Raw genomic sequence first — 19,524 nt, 5'->3', positions numbered from 1 at the left:
GCCCACCGGCCGCGTCGGCGGGCCGGGAGCCACCGGCCCGTGACCGCTCCCGGCCCGGCTCCGTACCGGCTCTACGACAGGCTCTACGACAGAGGGCCGGTGACCGTCTCCGCCGCGGCGACGATCGCGTTGGCCGCGACGAGCTGGACCACCGTCTCGATCTCCGGAGCGAGGAAGCGGTCGGGGCCCGGCCCGGGAACGGACTGGCGCACGACGTCCACGACGGCCGCGGTCGCCGCGGCCGGCCGCAGCGGGGCGCGCAGGTCCAGGGCCCGCGCGGCGGTGAAGACCTCCACCGCGAGCACCCGGGTGAGGCCGTCCACCGAGCGGCGCAGCTTGCGCGCGGCCGACCAGCCCATGGAGACGTGGTCCTCCTGCATCGCGGAGCTCGGGATGGAGTCGACGCTCGCGGGCGCGGCCAGGCGCTTGAGCTCGGAGACCACCGCCGCCTGGGTGTACTGGGCGATCATGTGGCCGGAGTCGACGCCGGGGTCGTCAGCGAGGAAGGCGGGCAGGCCGTGGTTGCGGGCCACGTCCAGCATGCGGTCGGTGCGGCGTTCGGAGATGCTCGCCATGTCCGCGACCGCGATGGCCAGGAAGTCGAGCACGTAGCCGACGGGGGCCCCGTGGAAGTTGCCGTTGGACTCCACCCGGCCGTCGGCGAGGACCACCGGATTGTCGATCGCGGAGGCCAGCTCCCGCCCGGCGACCAGGGCGGCGTGCGCCAGGGTGTCGCGGGCGGCCCCCGCGACCTGCGGGGCGCACCTGAGGGAGTACGCGTCCTGGACGCGGGTGCAGGTGCCGTCCCGGTGGGAATCCATGATCTGCGAGCCGTCGAGCAGTGCCCTGAGGTTGGCGGCGCTGGCCGCCTGCCCGGGATGCGGGCGCAGGGCCTGCAGGTCGGCGGCGAAGACACGGTCGGTGCCCAGGAGCGCCTCCACGCTCATGGCCGCGCTCACGTCGGCGGTCCTGAACAGGCGGGTGAGGTCGTCCATCGCCAGGATGAGCATGCCGAGCATGCCGTCGGTGCCGTTGACGAGCGCGAGCCCCTCCTTCGCCGCGAGCTCCACCGGCTCGATCCCCGCCTGCTTGAGCGCCTCCGCGGCGTCGGCCCGCTCCCCCGCGGCGTCGCGGACGACACCTTCGCCCATGATCGTGAGGGCCACGTGAGAGAGCGGCGCGAGGTCGCCGGAGCAGCCGAGGCTTCCGTACTCGTGCACGACGGGGGTGATCCGCGCGTTGAGCAGGCCCTCCAGCACCCTGGCCGTCTTCGGGCGCACGCCGGTGCGGCCGGTGGCCAGGGTGTGCAGGCGCAGCAGCATCATCGCCCGGGTGACCTCGATCTCGACCTCGGGACCCGAGCCGGCGGCGTGCGAGCGTACGAGGGATCGCTGCAGCTGGGCGCGGAGCGAGGGGTCGATGTGCCGGGTGGCCAGCGCGCCGAACCCGGTGGAGACGCCGTAGGCGGGGGTGGGGCTCTCGGCCAGCTCGTCCACCCGGGTGCGAGCCGCCGCCATGGCGGCCAGGGCGTCGTCGCCGAGGCGTACCGGGGCACCGTGCCTGGCGACCCTGACGACCTCCTCGAAGCTCAGCGGCTCCGGCCCGATGGTCACGACATCGTTGTCGCGCATACTGCCAACTCTCTCGCGTAGGGTGAGTCGTGGTAACTGGTGAAACCATAGCTGGCTCCTTACATCTCACGATAGCGGCCGTATTCGGTTTGGGGAGTCGCCGGGTATTCGCTAGAGTTCTCACAGTGAGTCCGGGCCGGTCCCGGAAGCACGCGGAAGTGGCTCAGTGGTAGAGCATCACCTTGCCAAGGTGAGGGTCGCGGGTTCGAATCCCGTCTTCCGCTCGGAAAAGGGGCATCCGCCCCCCACTCGGTGGAGTGGCCGAGAGGCGAGGCAACGGCCTGCAAAGCCGTCTACACGGGTTCAAATCCCGTCTCCACCTCTGGTTTTCAGCGAGGACGATTAGCTCAGCGGGAGAGCGCTTCCCTGACACGGAAGAGGTCACAGGTTCAATCCCTGTATCGTCCACCATCCGCCACGGAACATGGCGAAACGGCCGTCGACGCCCCCGATCGGGGTCGTCGACGGCCTTCTTTTCGTTCCAGGTCGAGCTTTCTGTTCCGGGCCTGTTCCGGGCCGACCTCCATCGGCCCGGCCGGGTTTCCTGTTCCTGCCCTCGCCGCCATCGGCCCGGACGGGCCACCCGCCGCCCGCTTCGCCCGGCGAGCACCCGGCCCGGCTCGTCCGAGCGGTTACGGGCCGCCCACGGATCGGGGTGTGATCAGGCCCGACTCGTAGGCGAGGACGACGAGCTGGGCACGGTCGCGGGCACCGGTTTTGGTCATGGCGCGGCTGACATGGGTCTTGGCGGTGAACGGGCTGATCACCATGTGCGCGGCGATCTCGTCGTTGCTGAGGCCCCGGCCGACCAGTGCCACGACCTCCCGCTCGCGCCTGGTGAGGACCTTCATCGCGCCGTCCGCGCTCACGTCGGGGCGCCGGGAGACGTACTGGTCGATCAACTTGCGGGTGATGGCGGGCGAGAGCAGGGCGTCGCCCCGCGCGGCCACGCGGACACCGTGCAGCAGGTCCTCGGGTTCGGTGTCCTTGACCATGAATCCGGCCGCGCCCGCGCGCAGGGCGTCGAAGACGTACTCGTCGAGCCCGTAGTTGGTGAGGATGACGACGTGCACACCGGTCAGGTCCGGGTCGGCGGCGATCCGCCTGGTCGCCTCGATACCGTCGAGGACGGGCATCTGGATGTCGAGGAGCACGACGTCGGGAACGTGCCGGGCGGCCAGTTCGACCCCCCGCAGCCCGTCGGCCGCCTCGGCCACCACCTCGATGTCGTCCTCGGCGTCGAGCAGGGCGCGAAATCCGGCGCGGATGAGCGCCTGGTCGTCGACGAGCAACATGCGGATCACCGGGCGCCCTCCGGCGAAAGCCCGGCGCGGGCGCGCGTCACGCGGAACCGTCCACGGGAAGTTCGGCGCGGACGCTGAAACCGCCCTCGCTGCGGGGGCCGGCGCGCAGCCTCCCGCCGAGCGCGGTGACCCTCTCGCGCATGCCGCTCAGCCCGACCCCGGGCGTCGGTACGGCACCGGGATCCGCCCTCCCGTCGTCGTCGATCTGCACGGTCAGCTCCTTCGGGCCGTAGGTGATGCGCACCGACGCCGCCGCGGGACCCGCGTGCCTGGCGGCGTTGGTGAGCGCCTCCTGGACGATCCGGTACGCGGTGCGGTCGACGTCCACCGAGAGCGGCCGCCGCTCCCCGTCCACAACCACGGTCGCGGGCAGGCCCGTCGCCCGCGACCGTTCGACCAGCTCGGTGAGTCGGTCGAGCCCGCTGACGGGCGGCTCGTCGTCGCGCAGCACCTCCAGGGTGGCGCGCAGCTCTCTCATCGCCTCCCCGCCGGCCTCCTGGATGGCGAGCAGCGGCGCGGACACCTCCTCACCTCGCTTGCGGGCGAGGTGGACCGCGACCCCGGCCTGTACCTTGATCACGGAGATGCTGTGGGTGAGCGAGTCGTGCAACTCCCTGGCGATCCTCAGCCGTTCCTCGTCCGCGCGGCGGCGGGCCGTCTCCTCTCGGGTGCGCTCGGCCTCGGCGGCGCGTTCCTCCGCCCGCCTCAGGTCGTCCCGGCGGTGGCGGGAGACCACACCCATGACGCCGGCGGCGACGAACCAGCCGACCAGCAGGCCGGTGGACTGCTGAGGGAGTCCCCCGGCCCCGGTCCCCGACGACAGGCCGGCCACCAGATCACCGCTCAGGAAGACGACGCTCGCGGCCACCGCGGCGGCACGGTGACCGGTCAGTACCGCGGTGTGGACGGCCACCAGCACCGGGAAGGCCGTCGGAGGCCCGACACCGGTCCTTACCGAGTAGGCCGTCATGCACACCGCGGTGACCAGCGCGACCACGACGGGAAGGCGGCGGCGGACAGCGAGCGGCAGGGTGCCGGCGAGCAGCAGCGCGTACTCGACCGGCCCATGCGGACCACCCTGCTCCGACCCGACCAGCGTCGCGACCACCAGCAGCAGGGCGATCCCCCCGGCGAGTGCCGCGTCGGGCACCTGATCGCCCTCACCGCGCACCCCGCCGCCCCAGGTGCGTACGCGATCGCGCCATCCGTACGCGTGCCCCCGCGGTCCGCGCACGTGCCCGCGCCATTCGCGTATGCGACCCATGCCCGAACAGTAGACCGGGCGCCGCCTCCTCCGCCTCCTCCGCGGAGAGGGGACCGGAGCTACTCCCGCTGGAGTAGGCCCGGGATCGCTACGCCCCCGGTGGCGGGCGCGAGAGCATCCGCCGATGCGACGCCCGGGATCGGGCCGGTCGGCGACCATCGACTCACCGACCGGCCGACGACCGCCGGCCTGACCATCGGCCATCGCGTCGGCGCGGGCCGGCCGGAGGCAGAACCCGGCCGCCGGAACCACCTCGCTCCGGAACACCGCCGCCGGATTTTCCGACGGCGGCATTCCGGCCGACCATCACGAAGGGAACGACGGTAGATGGCGAACACCTTCCGATACGTGACTCCCGTTACGCCCGAGGCCGCGACCGGCCGGATCGCCGCCGTCTACGGCCAGGCGGCCACCGACTTCGGCCTCGCCAGGATGCCGGTCCTCATGACGCTCTCCCCCGTCCCCGGCCTGCTCGCCGCGACCTGGGCGCTACTGCGCGAGTCGCTCGTGGCCGGACCCGCCTCCAGGACCGGCAGGGAGGTGGTCGCGCTCGGCGTGTCCATGGCCAACCGGTGCCCGTACTGCGTGGCCGCGCACACCACCCTGTTGCACGCCACCGGCGACCACCGGCTGGCCGAGGACATCTCACGCGGCGACACGCCCGCCGACCCCGGGCACGCCGCGCTCCTCGGCTGGGCGACGGCCGCCCGAACACCCGGCGCGGCGGGCCCGGAGCCGGCGCCGTTCCCGGCTGAGCACACCGCCGAGTACGCCGGCACCGCCCTGACCTTCCACTTCATCAACCGCATCGCCTCTGCCCTGCTGACCGACAGCATGCTGCCCGGCAGGCTGCAGGATTCCCGGCTGGTCCGCAGCCTGAGCGGCAGGGTGCTGGCCCGCACCGTACGCAGGCGACTGCCGGCCGGTGAGAGCCTCCCCTTTCTGGCGGAACCACCCGCGCTCCCGGAACCCGTCTGGGCGGCGGGCACACCGGTGGGTACCGCCTTCGCCGCGCTTCGGGAGGCGGCGGGCGCGGGCGGGGCGCTGCTCGGCGAGCGGGCCCGCGCGGCCGTGCTGGAGACGGTCGGCGCATGGGACGGCGAGCATCCCGCGATGGGTGGCGGGTGGCTGGACGGGCCGTCGGCGGACCTGACCGGCTCCGACCTTCCCGGGGCGAGACTCGCCCTGCTCACCGCGCTGGCACCGTACCGCGTCACCGACGCCGATGTCGCGGCCTGGCGAGTCACCCACCCCGACGACGCGGACCTGGTACGGCTCGTCGCGTACGGCGCGATCACCGCTGTCGAAGGCGTCGAGGCGTCGATCCGCCGGGATCTGCCCGAGCCGTCCGGAACAAGATCGCGGCCCGCGCCGCCGTCGCCGTGACAACGGCGCACGACGACGTGATCGGCCTCGAAGGGTGGTTCGAGCCCTTCGGCCCGTTCACCCGTGCACCACTCTCTCGCCGGTACCCGAGAGCCCTCCGATGCACCCGGGGCGCCGCCGGGCCGGGTGAGCCCGGCGGCGCGGTTCTCAGCGGTCGGCGGGCGGCGACTCCAGCGACTCCAGCGACTCCAGCCAGCCCTCGATGGCACGGGCCATCGAGGGCGACCTGTCCTCCAACATGGTGTAGTGGTCACCCTCGACCTCGCGGAGGACGTGGTCGGTGTGCCAGGAGGCGCGCCAGTCGTCGGTGACGGGTATCTCGCCGTCGAAGCCGGTCAGCGGGGTGTCCGGGTGCAGGAACAGGATGGGCGCGCGTACCTCGCCCACCGTGCTCTCACGGAACAGCCGGTAGTAGCGACCCATCGCCGCCAGCCGTGCGCTGGTGAACGGGCCGAACGACGCCTCCCTGTCGAACATGCCCCGCACCAGTTGCATGCCGATGTCGTCGATGACCTTGTCGTCGGGCATGAAGGTGTCCAGCAGGACCAGTCCTCGCGGGTTGATCCCGATACTCTCCAGGTAGCCGACGGCGGCGTGCGCGAAGATACCGCCCGCGCAGTAGCCGAGGACCACGAACGGCTCGTCCCCCGCGGCCCGGCGTACGGACTCCGCCCACACCCGCACCGCGGCGTCGACCGTGCCGGGAAGCCTCTCCTCCTTGGCGAAACCGGGCACCGTGAGCGCGAAGAGGTCCCGGACACCGCGGAAGTTCGCGGCGAGCCGGGCGAACTGGGTCGCCCCGCCCAGCGCCATGGGGGTGCTGAAGCAGAACAGCGCGGGTGTGCCGGGCCCGGAGGCGAGCTTGACCGGCGGCGGGATCTCGTCGAGCTCCTCGACCGAGGAGAAGGATGGACGCAGGTCGGCCATCGCCCGCAGCAGCCCCATGGCCTCGTGCATCTTCCCCGCGCGGGCGGCCTCGTGGAACAACGCGCTGGGGGTCTCCGAGGGGTCCGCACCGCCCGGCGCGTTCTCCCCGGCACCGTCCAGGCGGGCCGCCAGCTCGCCCAGGAGGTGTTTTGCCAGGTCGGAGGGGTTGGGATAGTCGAAGATCACCGTCGCGGGCATCCGCAGCCCGGTCGCCTTGACCAGGCCGTTGCGCAGTTCCATGGAGGTCAGCGAGTCGAAGCCGGCCTCCAGGAAGTTCTGGTGCGCGTCGACCGCCTCGGGGCCGGGGTGACCGAGCACCCTGGCGGCGTGCGCCCGTACCGCCTCGCGGAGCACGTCCAGTCGCTCCTCCTCGGGCAGCCCGGAGAGCCTCGCCGTCAACGGCGCTCCGTCCGTCTCCTCCTCGGCGTCGCCGTCGTCGAGGATCGCGGTGACCTCGGGAAGGGCGCGCAGCAGCGGGCGGGACCTGGAGAGGGTGTACGCGGGGGCGAACCGGCTCCAGTCGATGTCGGCCACCACCAGGTGGGACTCGTCGTGGTCAAGGGCCTGGCCGAGCGCGGCCGTGGCCGAGGAGGGCTCCATGGCACGCACGCCGAGGCGGCGCAGCCGGGAGCCGACCTCGTCGTCCACCATGCCGCCGCCGCCCCAGGCACCCCAGGCGACGCAGGTGGCCGCCGTTCCGCGGGCGCGGCGCCGAGCGGCCAGCGCGTCCAGGAACGCGTTCGCCGCGGCGTACGCCGCCTGTCCCCCCTGCCCCCACACGGCGGCCCCCGAGGAGAACAGCGCGAACAGGTCCAGCGGCCGGTCGCCCAGCAGTTCGTCCAGGTGACGCGCGCCCACCACCTTGGCCAGCCCGACCTCGGCGAACTCCTCGACCGTGGTGCCGGGCAGCGGCGCACCGTCCCTGACGACGCCGGCCGCGTGGACCACCGCGCGCAGCGGGTACTCGGCGGGCAGCGAGTCCAGCAGGCGGCGGAGGTCCTCGCGGTCGGCGACGTCGCACGCGGCGATCGTGACCGTGACGCCCAGGGCCGCGAGCTCGGCCTCCAGCTCGGCGGCGCCCTCGGCGGCGCGGCCGCGCCGGCTGGTCAGGAGCAGGTGCTCGACGCCCCGGCCCGCCAGCCAGCGGGCCACGTGCGCGCCGACCCCGCCGGTTCCGCCGGTGACGAGCGCGGTGCCGCTCAGCCGCCGGACACCGCCGGAGCCGGAGGCGCTCTCGACCGCGCCGAGCGGTGCCCGCACCATCCGGCGGGCGAGGATCCCGTTCTGCCTGACCGCCAGTTGTTCCTCTCCGCCCGGCGCTGCCAGCACGCCGCAGAGGCGGTCGACGGCCCGCTCGTCCGGGGAGGGGGGCAGATCGACGAGGCCGCCCCAGGTGTCCGGGTGGTCCAGGGCGAGGACGGTGCCGATCCCCCAGACCTGCGCCTGGAACGGGGCGGCGTCCCCGCTTCGTCCCGGCTCCGTCCGGGAGGTCTGCTCGGCCCCCGAGGTGCCGGTGTCCACCGCGCCGGAGGTCACGGCCCACAGCGGCGCCGTGACGCCCGCGTCGCTCAGGGCCTGGACGAGGGTGACGGTCGCCGCCGTGCCGCGTGAGAGTCCCGGGTGCACCGGGTGGAGGTGTTCGTCCAGCGCCAGCAGGGAGAGCACACCGGTCACGGACTCGTCGGCGAGCCGGTCGCGCAGCGCCGAGGTGAGCGCGGCGCGGTCCTGCCCGCCCACCTCGAAGGGAATCACCCGGGCGCCGTTCCTGGCGAGCCCCGCGACGACCGCGGTCGTCGCGGGGGCGTCGTCCGCGGGCAGGGCGACCAGCCACGAGCCGGTGAGCGTGCCACCCGCCGGCTCGCCGACCGGCCGCCAGGCCACCCGGTAACGCCACGAGTCGATCGTGGCCCGCTCCCGCGTGCGCCGACGCCAGGAGGACAGCGCGGGCAGCATCTCGTTCAGGACGTCGGGAGCGACCCGCAGGTCGTCGGCGAGGCTCAGCGTGTTCCCGTGCTCGACGGCCTCCCAGAAGGCGGTGTCCACCGGGTCGGCGGCCGGGGCCCGTACGGCCGGCGAGGACTCCAGCCAGTAGCGCCGCCGCTGGAAGGCGTAGGTCGGCAGGTCCACCGGGCGGGCTCCGGGATACAGGCCGGACCAGTCGACGGTGACGCCCCGGACGTGCAGCTCGGCGGCGGAGGCGAGGAGCCGGGGCAGCCCGCCCTCGTCGCGGCGCAGGGTGCCGGTGACGACGGCGTCGTGGCCGAGCGCGTCGAAGGTCTCCTGCAGGCCCATGGTGAGCACCGGGTGCGGGCTGGCCTCGACGAACACGCCGTACCCCTGCGCGGCGAGCGCGCGGACGGCGCCGTCGAAGCCGACCGTGCGGCGCAGGTTGGTGTACCAGTACTCGGCGTCGAGGCCGGTGGTGTCGATCCAGTCGCCGGTCACCGTGGAGATCATCGGCACCTCGCCCGAGCGGGGCTCGATCGGCCCGAGATCACGGAGCAGGCGCTCGCGCAGCTCCTCGACCTGCGCGGAGTGTGAGGCGTAGTCGACGGGAACCTTCCTGGCCCGCACGCCCTCCCCGGTCAGCTCGTCGATCAGCTCGTCGAGGGCGTCCGGGACGCCGGAGACCACGACCGAGCGGGCCCCGTTCACCGCCGCGACGGAGATCCGGTCCCGCCAGGGCTCCAGCCGCGCGGTCAGCTCATCGACGGGCAGCCCGACGGAGACCATGCCTCCGCGCCCGGCGAGCACGTCGCCGATGGCCCGGCTGCGCAGGGCGGCGACGCGGGCGCCGTCGTCGAGGGAGAGCGCCCCGGCGACCGTGGCGGCGGCGATCTCCCCCTGGGAGTGGCCGATCACGGCGTCGGGGCGGATTCCGTACCCGCTCCAGAGCCTGGCGAGCGACACCATGACCGCCCACAGCACCGGCTGGACCACGTCCACCCTGTCCAGCGGGGGTGCCCCCGCCTCCCCGCGCAGCACAGCGGACAGCGACCAGTCCACGAACGGTGCCAGTGCCCGCTCGCAGTCGGCGAGGTGCGCGGCGAAGAGGGGGGAGGTGGCGAGCAGTTCCGTGGCCATCCCGGCCCACTGCGAGCCCTGGCCGGGGAAGACGAACACCGTCTTGCCCGGCGTCCCGGCCACCACCCCGGTGACCGTGCCGGCGGCCTCTTCGCCCGAGACCAGCCCGCGCACGCCGGCCAGCAACTCCTCGCGGTCGCGTCCCACCACCACGACCCGGTGCGGGAAGGCGGTGCGCGCGGCCAGGGCGAGGCCGATGTCGGCGACCGGCCGTCCCGGGTGGTCCTCGGCGTGGGCGAGAAGCCGGTCGAGCTGTGCTCGCAGGACGGGCGCGCTCTTCGCCGAGACCGCCCACGCCGCCGCGCCGCCCGGCAGCGCGAGCATCGGTGCCGGCTCCCTAACCTCCCCCGGCTCCCCGGACGCGCCTTCGGCGGCCGGGGCCTGCTCGACGATCACATGGGCGTTGGTGCCGCTGACGCCGAAGGAGGAGACTCCCGCACGGCGGGGCCGGTCCACGTCGTCCGGCCACTCGACGGGTTCGGTCAGCAGCCGGACGTTCCCCGCCGTCCAGTCCACGTGGGAGGAAGGCTCGGACACGTGCAGGGTGGCGGGCAGGACACCGGCGCGCAACGCCATCAGCATCTTGATCACGCCCGCGACCCCGGCGGCCGCCTGGGTGTGGCCGATGTTCGACTTGATCGAGCCCAGCCAGAGCGGCCGGTCCTGCGGACGGTCCCCGCCGTACGCGGCGAGCAGGGCCTGCGCCTCGATCGGGTCGCCGAGGGTGGTCCCGGTGCCGTGCGCCTCGACGGCGTCCACGTCGAACGCGGCGAGACCGGCGTTGGCCAGCGCGCGGCGGATGACCCGTTGCTGGGACACCCCGTTCGGGGCGGACAGGCCGTTGCTCGCACCGTCCTGGTTGACCGCGGAGCCGCGGATGACCCCGAGGATCGGGTGGCCGTTGCGGCGCGCGTCGGACAGCCGTTCCAGCAGCAGCATGCCCGCGCCCTCACCCCACCCCGTACCGTCGGCGTCGTCGGAGAACGCCTTGCAGCGGCCGTCTCGCGCGAGACCCCGCTGGCGGCTGAACTCCACGAAAGCCTCGGGCGTGGCCATCACGGTCACCCCGCCGGCCAGGGCGAGCGTGCTCTCCCCGCGCCGCAGCGACTCGCACGCCCAGTGCAGCGCCACCAGGGACGACGAGCACGCGGTGTCGACGGTGACCGCAGGACCCTTGAGCCCGAACACGTAGGCGACCCGACCGGAGATCACGGCGGTGGAGTTGCCGGTCAGCAGGTGGCCCTCCACCCCCTCCGGCAGCGCGTCCAGGCCGGTGCCGTACCCGCTGGAGAAGGCACCGACGAAGACACCGGTCTGGCTGCCCTTCAGCGAGGTCAGGTCGACGCCGGCCCGCTCGAACGCCTCCCACGACACCTCAAGAAGCAGCCGTTGCTGTGGGTCGGCGGCGAGCGCCTCACGCGGCGAGATGCCGAAGGAGCCCGCGTCGAAGTCTCCGGCGTCGTAGAGGAAACCGCCCTCGCGGGTGTAGCTGGTCCCCGGCCGGGTGAGCTCAGGGTCGTACAGGGTCTCCACATCCCAGCCCCGGTCGCCGGGGAACTCCGAGACGCCGTCGCGGCCCTCCGCGACGAGCCGCCACAGCTCCTCGGGGCTGCGCACGCCCCCGGGGAACCGGCATCCCGCCGCGATGACCGCGATCGGCTCGCGGTCCTTGGCCTCCGCCTCGCGCAGCCGCTGCTGGGCCTGCTGGAGGTCCGCGGTCACCCGCCGGAGATAGCCGAGGAGCTTCTGCTCGTCCGCCACGTCACGTCACCTTCCCCACACGTCGAACCGGGCGCCCACCACTGGGGCGTTCGGTACGGAGAGACCGTTCATCACGGCAGGAACATTCGGGAACACGGGGCTCAGAGCCCCTTGTCGATCAGTGCGAACAGTTCGTCGGCGCTCGCCGACTCCACGCCCTCGCCGACGGCCGCGCCTGCTCCGTCCGGCTCGGGCCTGTCTCCGCGCCACTGGGCCAGCAGACCTCCCAGACGTGTGGCGATCGTGAACCGCGTCTCCTCGTCGGGGGTGATCTCGGTGAGCACCCGGCCCAGCCGGTCGAGTTCCCGCAGGACCTGTGCCTCGGTCGGCGCCTCGTCCGGCACCAGTTCCGCGCGCAGGTAGTCGGCGAGGGCGGTCGGGTTCGCGTAGTCGAACACCAGCGTGGCGGGCAACCGCCTGCCGGTCGCGGTGTTCAGCCGGTTGCGCAACTCGACCGAGGTGAGCGAGTCGAAGCCCATCTCGTCGAAGGCCCGGTCGGCCTCCACCTGGTCGGTGGAGGTGTGGCCGAGCACGGCGGCGACCTCGGCCCGCACCAGGTCGAGCAGCATCCGGTGACGGTCGGCCGCGGGGAGCGCGGCCAGTCCGGCGAGCAGGTCCGCGCCGGTCTGCCCGCCCCCGGCGGCCGTCGCGGTACGGCGGGCCGGCGCGCGCACCACACCCCGCAGCAGCGGCGGCAGCCGGTCGCCCTTGGCCGCCAGCGCCTTGGCGTCGAGGCGGATCGGCACCAGCGCCGACTCCGGCCTGCCCGCCGCGGCGTCGAGCAGGGCCAGGCCCTCCTCCGGTGTCAGCGGCACGACACCGTCGCGGGCCATCCGGCCGATGTCGGCGTCGGTGAGAGTGCCGAGCATGCCGCCGACCTCGGCCCACGGGCCCCAGGCGAGCGAGAGCGCGGGCAGTCCCCGCGCGCGCCGCAGCCCGGCCAGCGCGTCCAGGAACGCGTTGGCCGCGGCGTAGTTGCCCTGCCCGGTGCTGCCGAACGTGCCGGCCACCGACGAGAACAGTACGAACGACGACAGGTCGAGGTCGCGGGTCAGCTCGTGCAGGTTCAGCGCGGCGTCCGCCTTGGGGCGCAGCACCCTGTCCACCCGGTCGGGGGTGAGTGAGGCGATCGTCCCGTCGTCCAGTACGCCCGCGGCGTGCACCACCGCGGTGAGCGGGTGCTCGGCGGGCACCCCGGCCAGCAGCTTCGCCAGGGCGGTCCGGTCGGCCGCGTCGCAGGCGACGATCTCGACGTTCGCCCCCAGGTCCGTCAGTTCGGCACGCAGCCGCTCCGTCCCCTGGGCGGCGGGACCGCCACGGCTGGTCAGCAGGAGGTTGCGGACGCCGTGGGCGGTCACGAGGTGGCGGGCGACGAGGCCGCCGAGGCCGCCGGTGCCGCCGGTCACCAGCACGGTGCCGTCCTGGGCGAGCGGGACGGGCAGGGTGAGCGCGACCTTGCCGACGTGTCTGGCCTGCGACAGGAAGCGGAACGCCTCGGGGGCGCGGCGGATGTCCCAGGCGACCACCGGCAGCGGCCGGATCGCCCCCCGCTCGAACAGGTCGAGGAGGGCACGCAGCATCTCCCCGATCCGGTCGTACCCGGCCTCGACGAGGTCGAAGTCGCGGTAGCGGACGCCGGGATGCTCGGCGGCCACGGCCTCGGGCAGGCGAACGTCGGTCTTGCCCATCTCCACGAACCGGCCGCCGCGCGGCAGCATCCGCAGCGAGGCGTCGACGAAGTCGCCCGCCAGCGAGTTGAGCACCACGTCGACCCCTCCCCCGCCGGTCGAGGTGAGGAAGGAGGATTCGAAGTCCAGGGTGCGCGAGGAGGAGATGTGGGCCTCGTCCAGCCCCATGGAGCGCAGGACGTCCCATTTGCCGGTTCCGGCGGTTCCGTAGACCTCGGCCCCGAAATGCCGGGCGAGTTGCACGGCCGCCATGCCCACTCCGCCCGCGGCGGCGTGGATCAGCACCTTCTCCCCCGCCTTCAGGGCCGCCAGGTCCACCAGCGCGTAGTACGCGGTGAGGAAGGCGACCGGCGTCGACGCGGCCTGGGCGAAGGTCCAGCCGCCGGGCACGGCGACCAGCTGGCGGTGGTCGGTGACGGCCAGCGGGCCGAACGCGCCGCCGTCGAACATGCCCATCACCCGGTCGCCCTCGGCGAACGCGGTGACGCCGGGACCGACCTCCACGACGCGGCCCGCTCCTTCGAGGCCCATCGCGCCCGCCTCGCCCGGATACATGCCGAGCGCGTTGAGCACGTCCCGGAAGTTCACCCCGGCGGCGCGGAGCTCGACCCTGACCTGTCCCGGTGCCAACGGGGCGACGGCCGCGGGCGCGTCCAGGAAGGCCAAATTCTCCAGGGTGCCCTTGTCCAGGCTGTCCATCCGCCAGGAGGCGGCGCCCTCGGGCGGCACGAGCCCGGCGCCGGTCGCCCGGACGAGCCTGGCGGCCAGCACGGCTCCTCCTTCCCTCAGCGCCACCTGCGGCTCGCCGGTCGCGAGCGCGGCGGGGAGCCGTCCCGCCGACGCGACGTGACCGTCCAGGTCGGCCAGGACGAACCTGTCCGGGTTCTCCGCCTGGGCGGAACGGACCAGGCCCCACACCGCGGCACCCACGACGTCACGGGCGCTCTCCCCGGACCCGGCGGAGACCGCTCCCCGGGTCACGAAGACCAGCCGGGAGTCATCGAGGCGGTCGTCGGCCGACCAGGCCCGAGCCAGGTCCAGGGCCCGCTGGACGGCCGAGCGGACGGCCCCCGCCACGGCCTCCGTGCCGGTTTCCGTGTCGATCTCGGTGTCGGTGTGGGGTCCGGCGGCGTGAGCGTGGTCATGAGCGGGGATCCCGCCGACGCTCTCCGCGCTCACGAGGACGACGTCGGGAACGGGCGCACCGGAGTCGAGGGCCGCGACCAGCTCCTCGATCCCGGCGTAGGAGGCCGGGAAGATCCCGGCCGCGCGCAGCGCCTCCCCCGTGGCCGGGACGTCGCCGCCGAGCAGCGCCCACTCCCGCACCGGTACGGTCCCGGCCTCGACCGGGACCCACTCCACCCGGTGCAGCGAACGCCCGGGGTCCGTGCGTGCGCCGGCGAGGTCGGCGGAACCGATGGGCCGCAGTACGAGCGAGCCGATCGACACGACAGGACGCCCGGCCTGGTCGGCCGCCTCCAGACGCAGCGAGTCGCCTCCGGTCGGCACCACTCGCACCCGCAGGCCTGACGCTCCGGCGGCGTGCAGTTCCACCTCCGACCACGTGAACGGCAGCGCGGCGTGCTCCGTCGAGGCGTCACTGAGGGCGAGGGCGTGCAGGGCGGCGTCCAGCAGGGCCGGGTGGACGCCGAAGAGGGCGGCGTCGGCGGCGACGCCCTCGGGCAGCGCGATCTCGGCGAACACCTCGTCGCCACGCGTCCAGGCCGCCCGCAGGCCGCGGAAGGCCGGACCGTAGCGGAGGCCGAGGTCGACGAGCCGGTCATAGAGGCCGTCCGTCTCCACCGGCTCGGCACCGGACGGCGGCCACTCGCCGAGGTCGAAGTCTCCGGCGGTGCCCGAGGCGGTGAGGAGGCCGGTGGCGTGCCGGGTCCACGCCTCGTCGGCCGCGGTCTCCTCGGCACGTCCGTAGACGCTGATCGCACGGGCCCCGGAGTCGTCGGGCGCGCCGAGCACGACCTGCACCTGGACACCGCTCTGGCCGGTCAGGACCAGCGGGGCCTCCAGGGTGAGCTCCTCGATCCTGTCGCAACCGACCTGGTCTCCGGCGCGAACGGCGAGTTCCACGATCCCGGTGCCGGGGAACAGCACCGTCTCGCCCACCGCGTGGTCCGCGAGCCACGGGTGGGTACGGGCCGAGAGACGGGCGGTGAACAGGTGCCCACCGGAGTCGGGCAGCTCGACGGCGGCCCCCAGAAGGGGGTGACCCGGCGTGTCGAGGCCGACGGACTCCGGGTCGCCGGAGGTGGGGACGTGCAGCCAGTAGTCGCGGTGCTGGAAGGCGTAGGTGGGCAGTTCGACCCGGCGTGGTCTCCCCACTCCGGCCGCGGTGGCGGCGTCGGTGAAGAACGCCTCCCAGTCAACGGCCACCCCCCGCGCATGCAAGGCGCCCAACGCCGTGACCAACTCCGAAGCCTCACCACGATCCCGGCGCATCACCGGCACGAACACCGCCCCAGACCCCACCCCCGAACCAGCCGCCGCCGGCCCATCGCCGGAAACACCACCGGACCCGTCACCGGCCAGGCACTCCTGCCCCATCGCCGACAACACCCCGTCCGGCCCCACCTCCACGAACGTCTCCACCCCCGCAGAAACCAACACCCCCACCCCATCGGCGAACCGCACCGCACCACGCACCTGCTCCACCCAGTACTCCGGCGAACACAGCTGCTCGTCGGTGGCGGGCTCCCCGGTCAGCGTCGAGACCACCGGGATCCGCGGCGGGTCGTAGGACAGCGTCGCCGCCACCGCCCGGAACTCCTCCAGCATCGGATCCATCAACGGCGAATGGAACGCGTGCGACACCCGCAACCGCCTCGTCCGCACCCCCCGCTCCTCCAGGGCGGCGGCCACCTCCAGCACGGCCTCCTCGGTACCGGAGATCACCACCGACGCGGGACCGTTCACCGCCGCGACCGACACCTCCTTCTCCCGCCCGGCCAGCAGCTCGACGACCACCTCTTCGGAGGCCCGCACCGACACCATCGCCCCACCGGAGGAAAGCGCCTGCATCAACCGCGCCCGACCCGCCACCAACACACACGCGTCCTGCAACGACAGCACACCGGCCACATGAGCCGCCGCGATCTCCCCGACCGAATGACCCGCCAGCACATCCGGCGCCACTCCCCAGGACTCCACCAGCCGGAACAACGCCGTCTCCACCGCGAACAACGCAGGCTGCGCCCACCCGGTCCGATCCAGCGCCTTCGCCGCCGCAGATCCCGGCTCGGCGAACAGCACCTCACGCAACGACCCCTCAAGCAGCGGATCCAGCTCCGCGACCACCGCGTCCAACGCCGCCGCGAACACCGGGAACCGCCCATACAACTCCCGGCCCATCCCGGCCCGCTGACTGCCCTGACCGGTGAACAACACCGCCACCCGGCCATCACCCACCCGACCCCGCACCACACCCGAACCACCGGCTACCGCCGACAACCCGGCCACCACACTTCCACGGTCCCCGCCCACCACCACCGCACGATGATCGAAGGCGGACCTGCCGGTGGCCAGTGAGTACGCGATGTCCAGCGCCCTCAGGTCCTCGCGCTCCTCCACGAACGCCGCCAGGCGGGCGGCCTGCGCGCCCAGCGCCTCCTCACCGCGCGCCGACACCACGAACGGCAACGGCAATCCCCCGGCGAGCTCCGCCGTCGGAACCGGCAGAGCCCCCTCGATCTCGGTGTCGACGGGGGCGGGGGCCTGCTCGATGATGACGTGGGCGTTGGTACCGCTGATACCGAAACCGGAGACTCCCGCGCGGCGCGGGTGGCCGTTCTCCGGCCACTCGACGGGCTCGGTGAGCAGCGACACCGCACCCGCCGACCAGTCGACGTGCGGGGTGGGCTCGTCGACGTGCAGGGTCCTGGGCAGCAGGCCGTTCCGGAGGGCCATCACGACCTTGATGACGCCCGCGACCCCGGCGGCGGCCTGGGTGTGGCCGATGTTGGACTTCACCGAACCCAGCCACAGGGGACGATCGGCCGGGCGGTCCTGACCGTAGGTGGCGAGCAGCGCCTGGGCCTCGATCGGGTCGCCGAGCATGGTGCCGGTGCCGTGCGCCTCCACCGCGTCGACGTCGGCGGCCACCAGTTCGGAGTTGGCGAGCGCCTGGCGGATGACGCGCTGCTGGGAGGGTCCGTTCGGAGCCGACAGGCCGTTGCTGGCACCGTCCTGGTTGACCGCGCTGCCCCGCACCACCGCCAGCACCGGATGACCGTTGCGACGCGCGTCCGACAGCCGTTCCAGCAGCAGCAGGCCGATCCCCTCGGAGAAGGCGGTGCCGTCGGCGGCCGCGGCGAAGGCCTTCACCCGGCTGTCGGGGGCGAGGCCGCGCTGACGGCTGAACTCAACGAAGATCTCGGGGGTGAAGATGATCGTGACGCCGCCGGTGATGGCCATGGCGCACTCGTCCCTTCTGAGGGACTCGCACGCCATGTGCAGGGTCACCAGTGAGGACGAGCAGGCGGTGTCGGCGGTGACCGCGGGTCCCTCCAGGCCGAGGGTGTAGGAGATCCGCCCGGACATGACGGCGGTGGAGGTGCCCGTCAGCAGGTGACCCTCGACCCCCGCGGGGAAGACCCCCTGGCCGATGCCGTACCCGCTGGAGGCCGCGCCGACGAAGACGCCCGTCCGGCTGCCCTTCACCGTGGCGGGATCGATGCCCGCCCGTTCCAGCAGTTCCCATGAGGTCTCCAGCAGCAGCCGCTGCTGCGGGTCGGACGCCAGTGCCTCGCGCGGGCTCATCCCGAAGAAGCCCGCGTCGAAACCACCGGCGTCGGCGACGAACCCGCCCTCGCGGGCATAGGTGGTGCCGGGGGTGTCCGGGTCGGGGTGGTAGAGCCGGTCCAGGTCCCAGCCCCGGTCCCCGGGGAACCCGGACATGGCGTCCTTCCCGTCCGCGACCAGCCGCCAGAGTTCCTCCGGGCTGTTCACCCCACCGGGCAGGCGGCAGCTCATGGCCACGACCGCGATCGGCTCGCGTTCCCTGGCCTCCACCTCACGCAGGCGGCGTCGGGTGTGCTGCAGGTCGGCGGTGGCACGCTTGAGGTAGTCACGCAGCTTGTCGTCATTCGGCATCGGACGTCAACCAGCCTCGGGGCAGTAGGGATTCGTCATGGGGTGCGCCGTCGGGAGGCGCCGTCAAAAGACACCGTCGGGAGGCGCCGTCAGGAGGCGCCGAGTTCCCCGTCGAGGACCGCGAAGAGCTCGTCGTCGGTGACCGACTCGAAGTCCTGCCGGGGCTCGGTCTCCACCGGGTCGCCGTGCGTGTCGTCCCACTTGCGGAGCAGCGCCCGCAGCCGGGCTGTGATCTTGTCGGTGTCCCCGCCGTTCCTCGCGTACAGGAGGGTCTCCAGCCGGTCGACCTCCGCGAGCACGGACGCGGAGGGGTCGGCGGCGGGCGGGGCGATCTCGTCCCTGATGTGCTCGGCGAGCACGCCGGGGTTGGGGTAGTCGAAGACCAGGGTGGTCGGCAGGCGCAGCCCGGTGGCGCCACCGAGCCGGTTGCGCAGTTCGACGGCGGTGAGCGAGTCGAACCCGAGCTCCTTGAACGCCCTCTCGGGTTCCACCGAGTCCACGCTCGTGTGCCCGAGCACCCCGGCGGCCTCGGCGCAGACGAGCTTGACGAGCGCGGTCAGCTGCTCGTCCTCCGACAGACCCGCCAGGCGCTGTTCGAGACCGGAGGCGCCGGGGGTGACGCCTCCCACGGTCCGGACGACCCGGCGGGCGGGGGCCCGGACGAGACCCCGCAGCAGCGCGGAGCGCAGGCCGTTCTCGCCGCGCAGCGCGGCGAGGTCGAGGTTGATCGGCACGAGCAGCGCCTCGTCGAAGGCGCGGGCCGCGTCGAACAGGGCCATCCCCTCCTCCGACGACAGGGCGACCAGTCCTGAACGGGCCATCCGCTCCACGTCGGCGTCGGCGAGGTGGCCGGTCATGCCGCTGCGCTGGTTCCAGAAGCCCCAGGCCAGCGAGAGCCCGGCCAGCCCCTGAGCCCTGCGGTGCGCCGCCAGCGCGTCGAGGAAGGCGTTGGCGGCGGCGTAGCCGCCCTGCCCCGCCCCGTCCAGCACCGCCGCGGCCGAGGAGAACATCACGAACGCCGACAGGTCCATGTCACGGGTGAGCTCGTGCAGGTTCCACGCCGCGTCCACCTTCGGCCGCAACACCGCGTCCACCCGCTCGGGAGTCAACGTCTCGATGACACCGTCGTCGAGGACGCCGGCGGTGTGCACCACCCCCGTCAACGGCCGATCCGCGGGAATCCCCGCCAACACAGCCGCCAACCCCTCACGATCGGCCACATCACACGCCACCACACTCACCCGCGCCCCCAACCCCACCAACTCCGCCTCCAACTCCGCGACCCCCTCCGCCCCACGCCCCCGCCGACTCACCAACACCACATGACCCACCCCACACACCCCCACCAGATACCGCGCCACCAACCCCCCCAACAA

General features: G+C 73.4%; 7 protein-coding genes and 3 tRNA genes. 4 read left to right on the top strand and 6 right to left on the bottom strand.

What is annotated here, in order from left to right:
- Positions 1-83: 83 nt before the first annotated feature.
- Positions 84-1,631: a histidine ammonia-lyase gene (gene hutH, locus ABT352_RS34050; RefSeq protein ID WP_350949122.1), complete on the bottom strand. Its 1,548-nt coding sequence runs from the start codon at positions 1,629-1,631 to the stop codon at positions 84-86.
- Positions 1,632-1,783: 152 nt separating this feature from the next.
- Here hutH and ABT352_RS34045 point away from each other — a divergent pair.
- From ABT352_RS34045 to ABT352_RS34035, 3 genes are all read left to right on the top strand, one after another.
- Positions 1,784-1,855 (top strand) — tRNA-Gly (locus ABT352_RS34045).
- A 27-nt stretch (positions 1,856-1,882) separates the two neighbouring features.
- Positions 1,883-1,953, top strand: a tRNA-Cys gene (locus ABT352_RS34040).
- 14 nt (positions 1,954-1,967) lie between these two features.
- Positions 1,968-2,042 (top strand) — tRNA-Val (locus ABT352_RS34035).
- A 221-nt stretch (positions 2,043-2,263) separates the two neighbouring features.
- Here the strand turns inward: ABT352_RS34035 and ABT352_RS34030 are convergent.
- A complete protein-coding gene (locus tag ABT352_RS34030; RefSeq protein WP_350949121.1) occupies positions 2,264-2,935 on the bottom strand; it encodes a response regulator in 672 nt (223 codons plus the stop codon).
- 37 nt (positions 2,936-2,972) lie between these two features.
- Entirely contained in the window at positions 2,973-4,199 is a 1,227-nt protein-coding gene (locus tag ABT352_RS34025) for a sensor histidine kinase (RefSeq protein WP_350949120.1), read from the bottom strand.
- A gap of 348 nt (positions 4,200-4,547) precedes the next feature.
- Between ABT352_RS34025 and ABT352_RS34020 the strand changes: the two genes are divergently transcribed.
- Positions 4,548-5,585: a carboxymuconolactone decarboxylase family protein gene (locus tag ABT352_RS34020; RefSeq protein ID WP_350949119.1), complete on the top strand. Its 1,038-nt coding sequence runs from the start codon at positions 4,548-4,550 to the stop codon at positions 5,583-5,585.
- 147 nt (positions 5,586-5,732) lie between these two features.
- Here ABT352_RS34020 and ABT352_RS34015 read toward each other — a convergent pair whose 3' ends face one another.
- The 3 genes from ABT352_RS34015 to ABT352_RS34005 form a co-directional block, all read right to left on the bottom strand.
- Complete coding sequence (locus ABT352_RS34015; RefSeq protein ID WP_350949118.1) at positions 5,733-11,357, bottom strand: type I polyketide synthase; 5,625 nt, start codon at positions 11,355-11,357, stop codon at positions 5,733-5,735.
- 101 nt (positions 11,358-11,458) lie between these two features.
- Positions 11,459-18,148 (bottom strand): SDR family NAD(P)-dependent oxidoreductase, encoded by a 6,690-nt coding sequence (locus ABT352_RS34010; protein ID WP_350949117.1) that lies wholly within the window; start codon positions 18,146-18,148, stop codon positions 11,459-11,461.
- Between the two features lie 89 nt (positions 18,149-18,237).
- Positions 18,238-19,524: type I polyketide synthase (locus ABT352_RS34005; RefSeq protein ID WP_350949116.1), on the bottom strand; the 1,287-nt coding region annotated here is incomplete at its 5' end.

Origin of the sequence: Streptosporangium sp. NPDC000563 (assembly GCF_040299985.1) — a bacterium.
Classification (GTDB): Bacteria; Actinomycetota; Actinomycetes; order Streptosporangiales; family Streptosporangiaceae; genus Streptosporangium.
Note: the sequence above shows the minus strand (reverse complement) of the source record. Positions and strands in the feature narration are given on the sequence as shown.

What these genes read in the sequence shown, in the direction of transcription:
- hutH (WP_350949122.1), bottom strand. Translation starts at nt 1,631, where the DNA reads ATGCGCGACAACGATGTCGTGACCATCGGGCCGGAGCCGCTGAGCTTC.
- ABT352_RS34010 (WP_350949117.1), bottom strand. Translation starts at nt 18,148, where the DNA reads ATGCCGAATGACGACAAGCTGCGTGACTACCTCAAGCGTGCCACCGCC.
- ABT352_RS34025 (WP_350949120.1), bottom strand. Translation starts at nt 4,199, where the DNA reads ATGGGTCGCATACGCGAATGGCGCGGGCACGTGCGCGGACCGCGGGGG.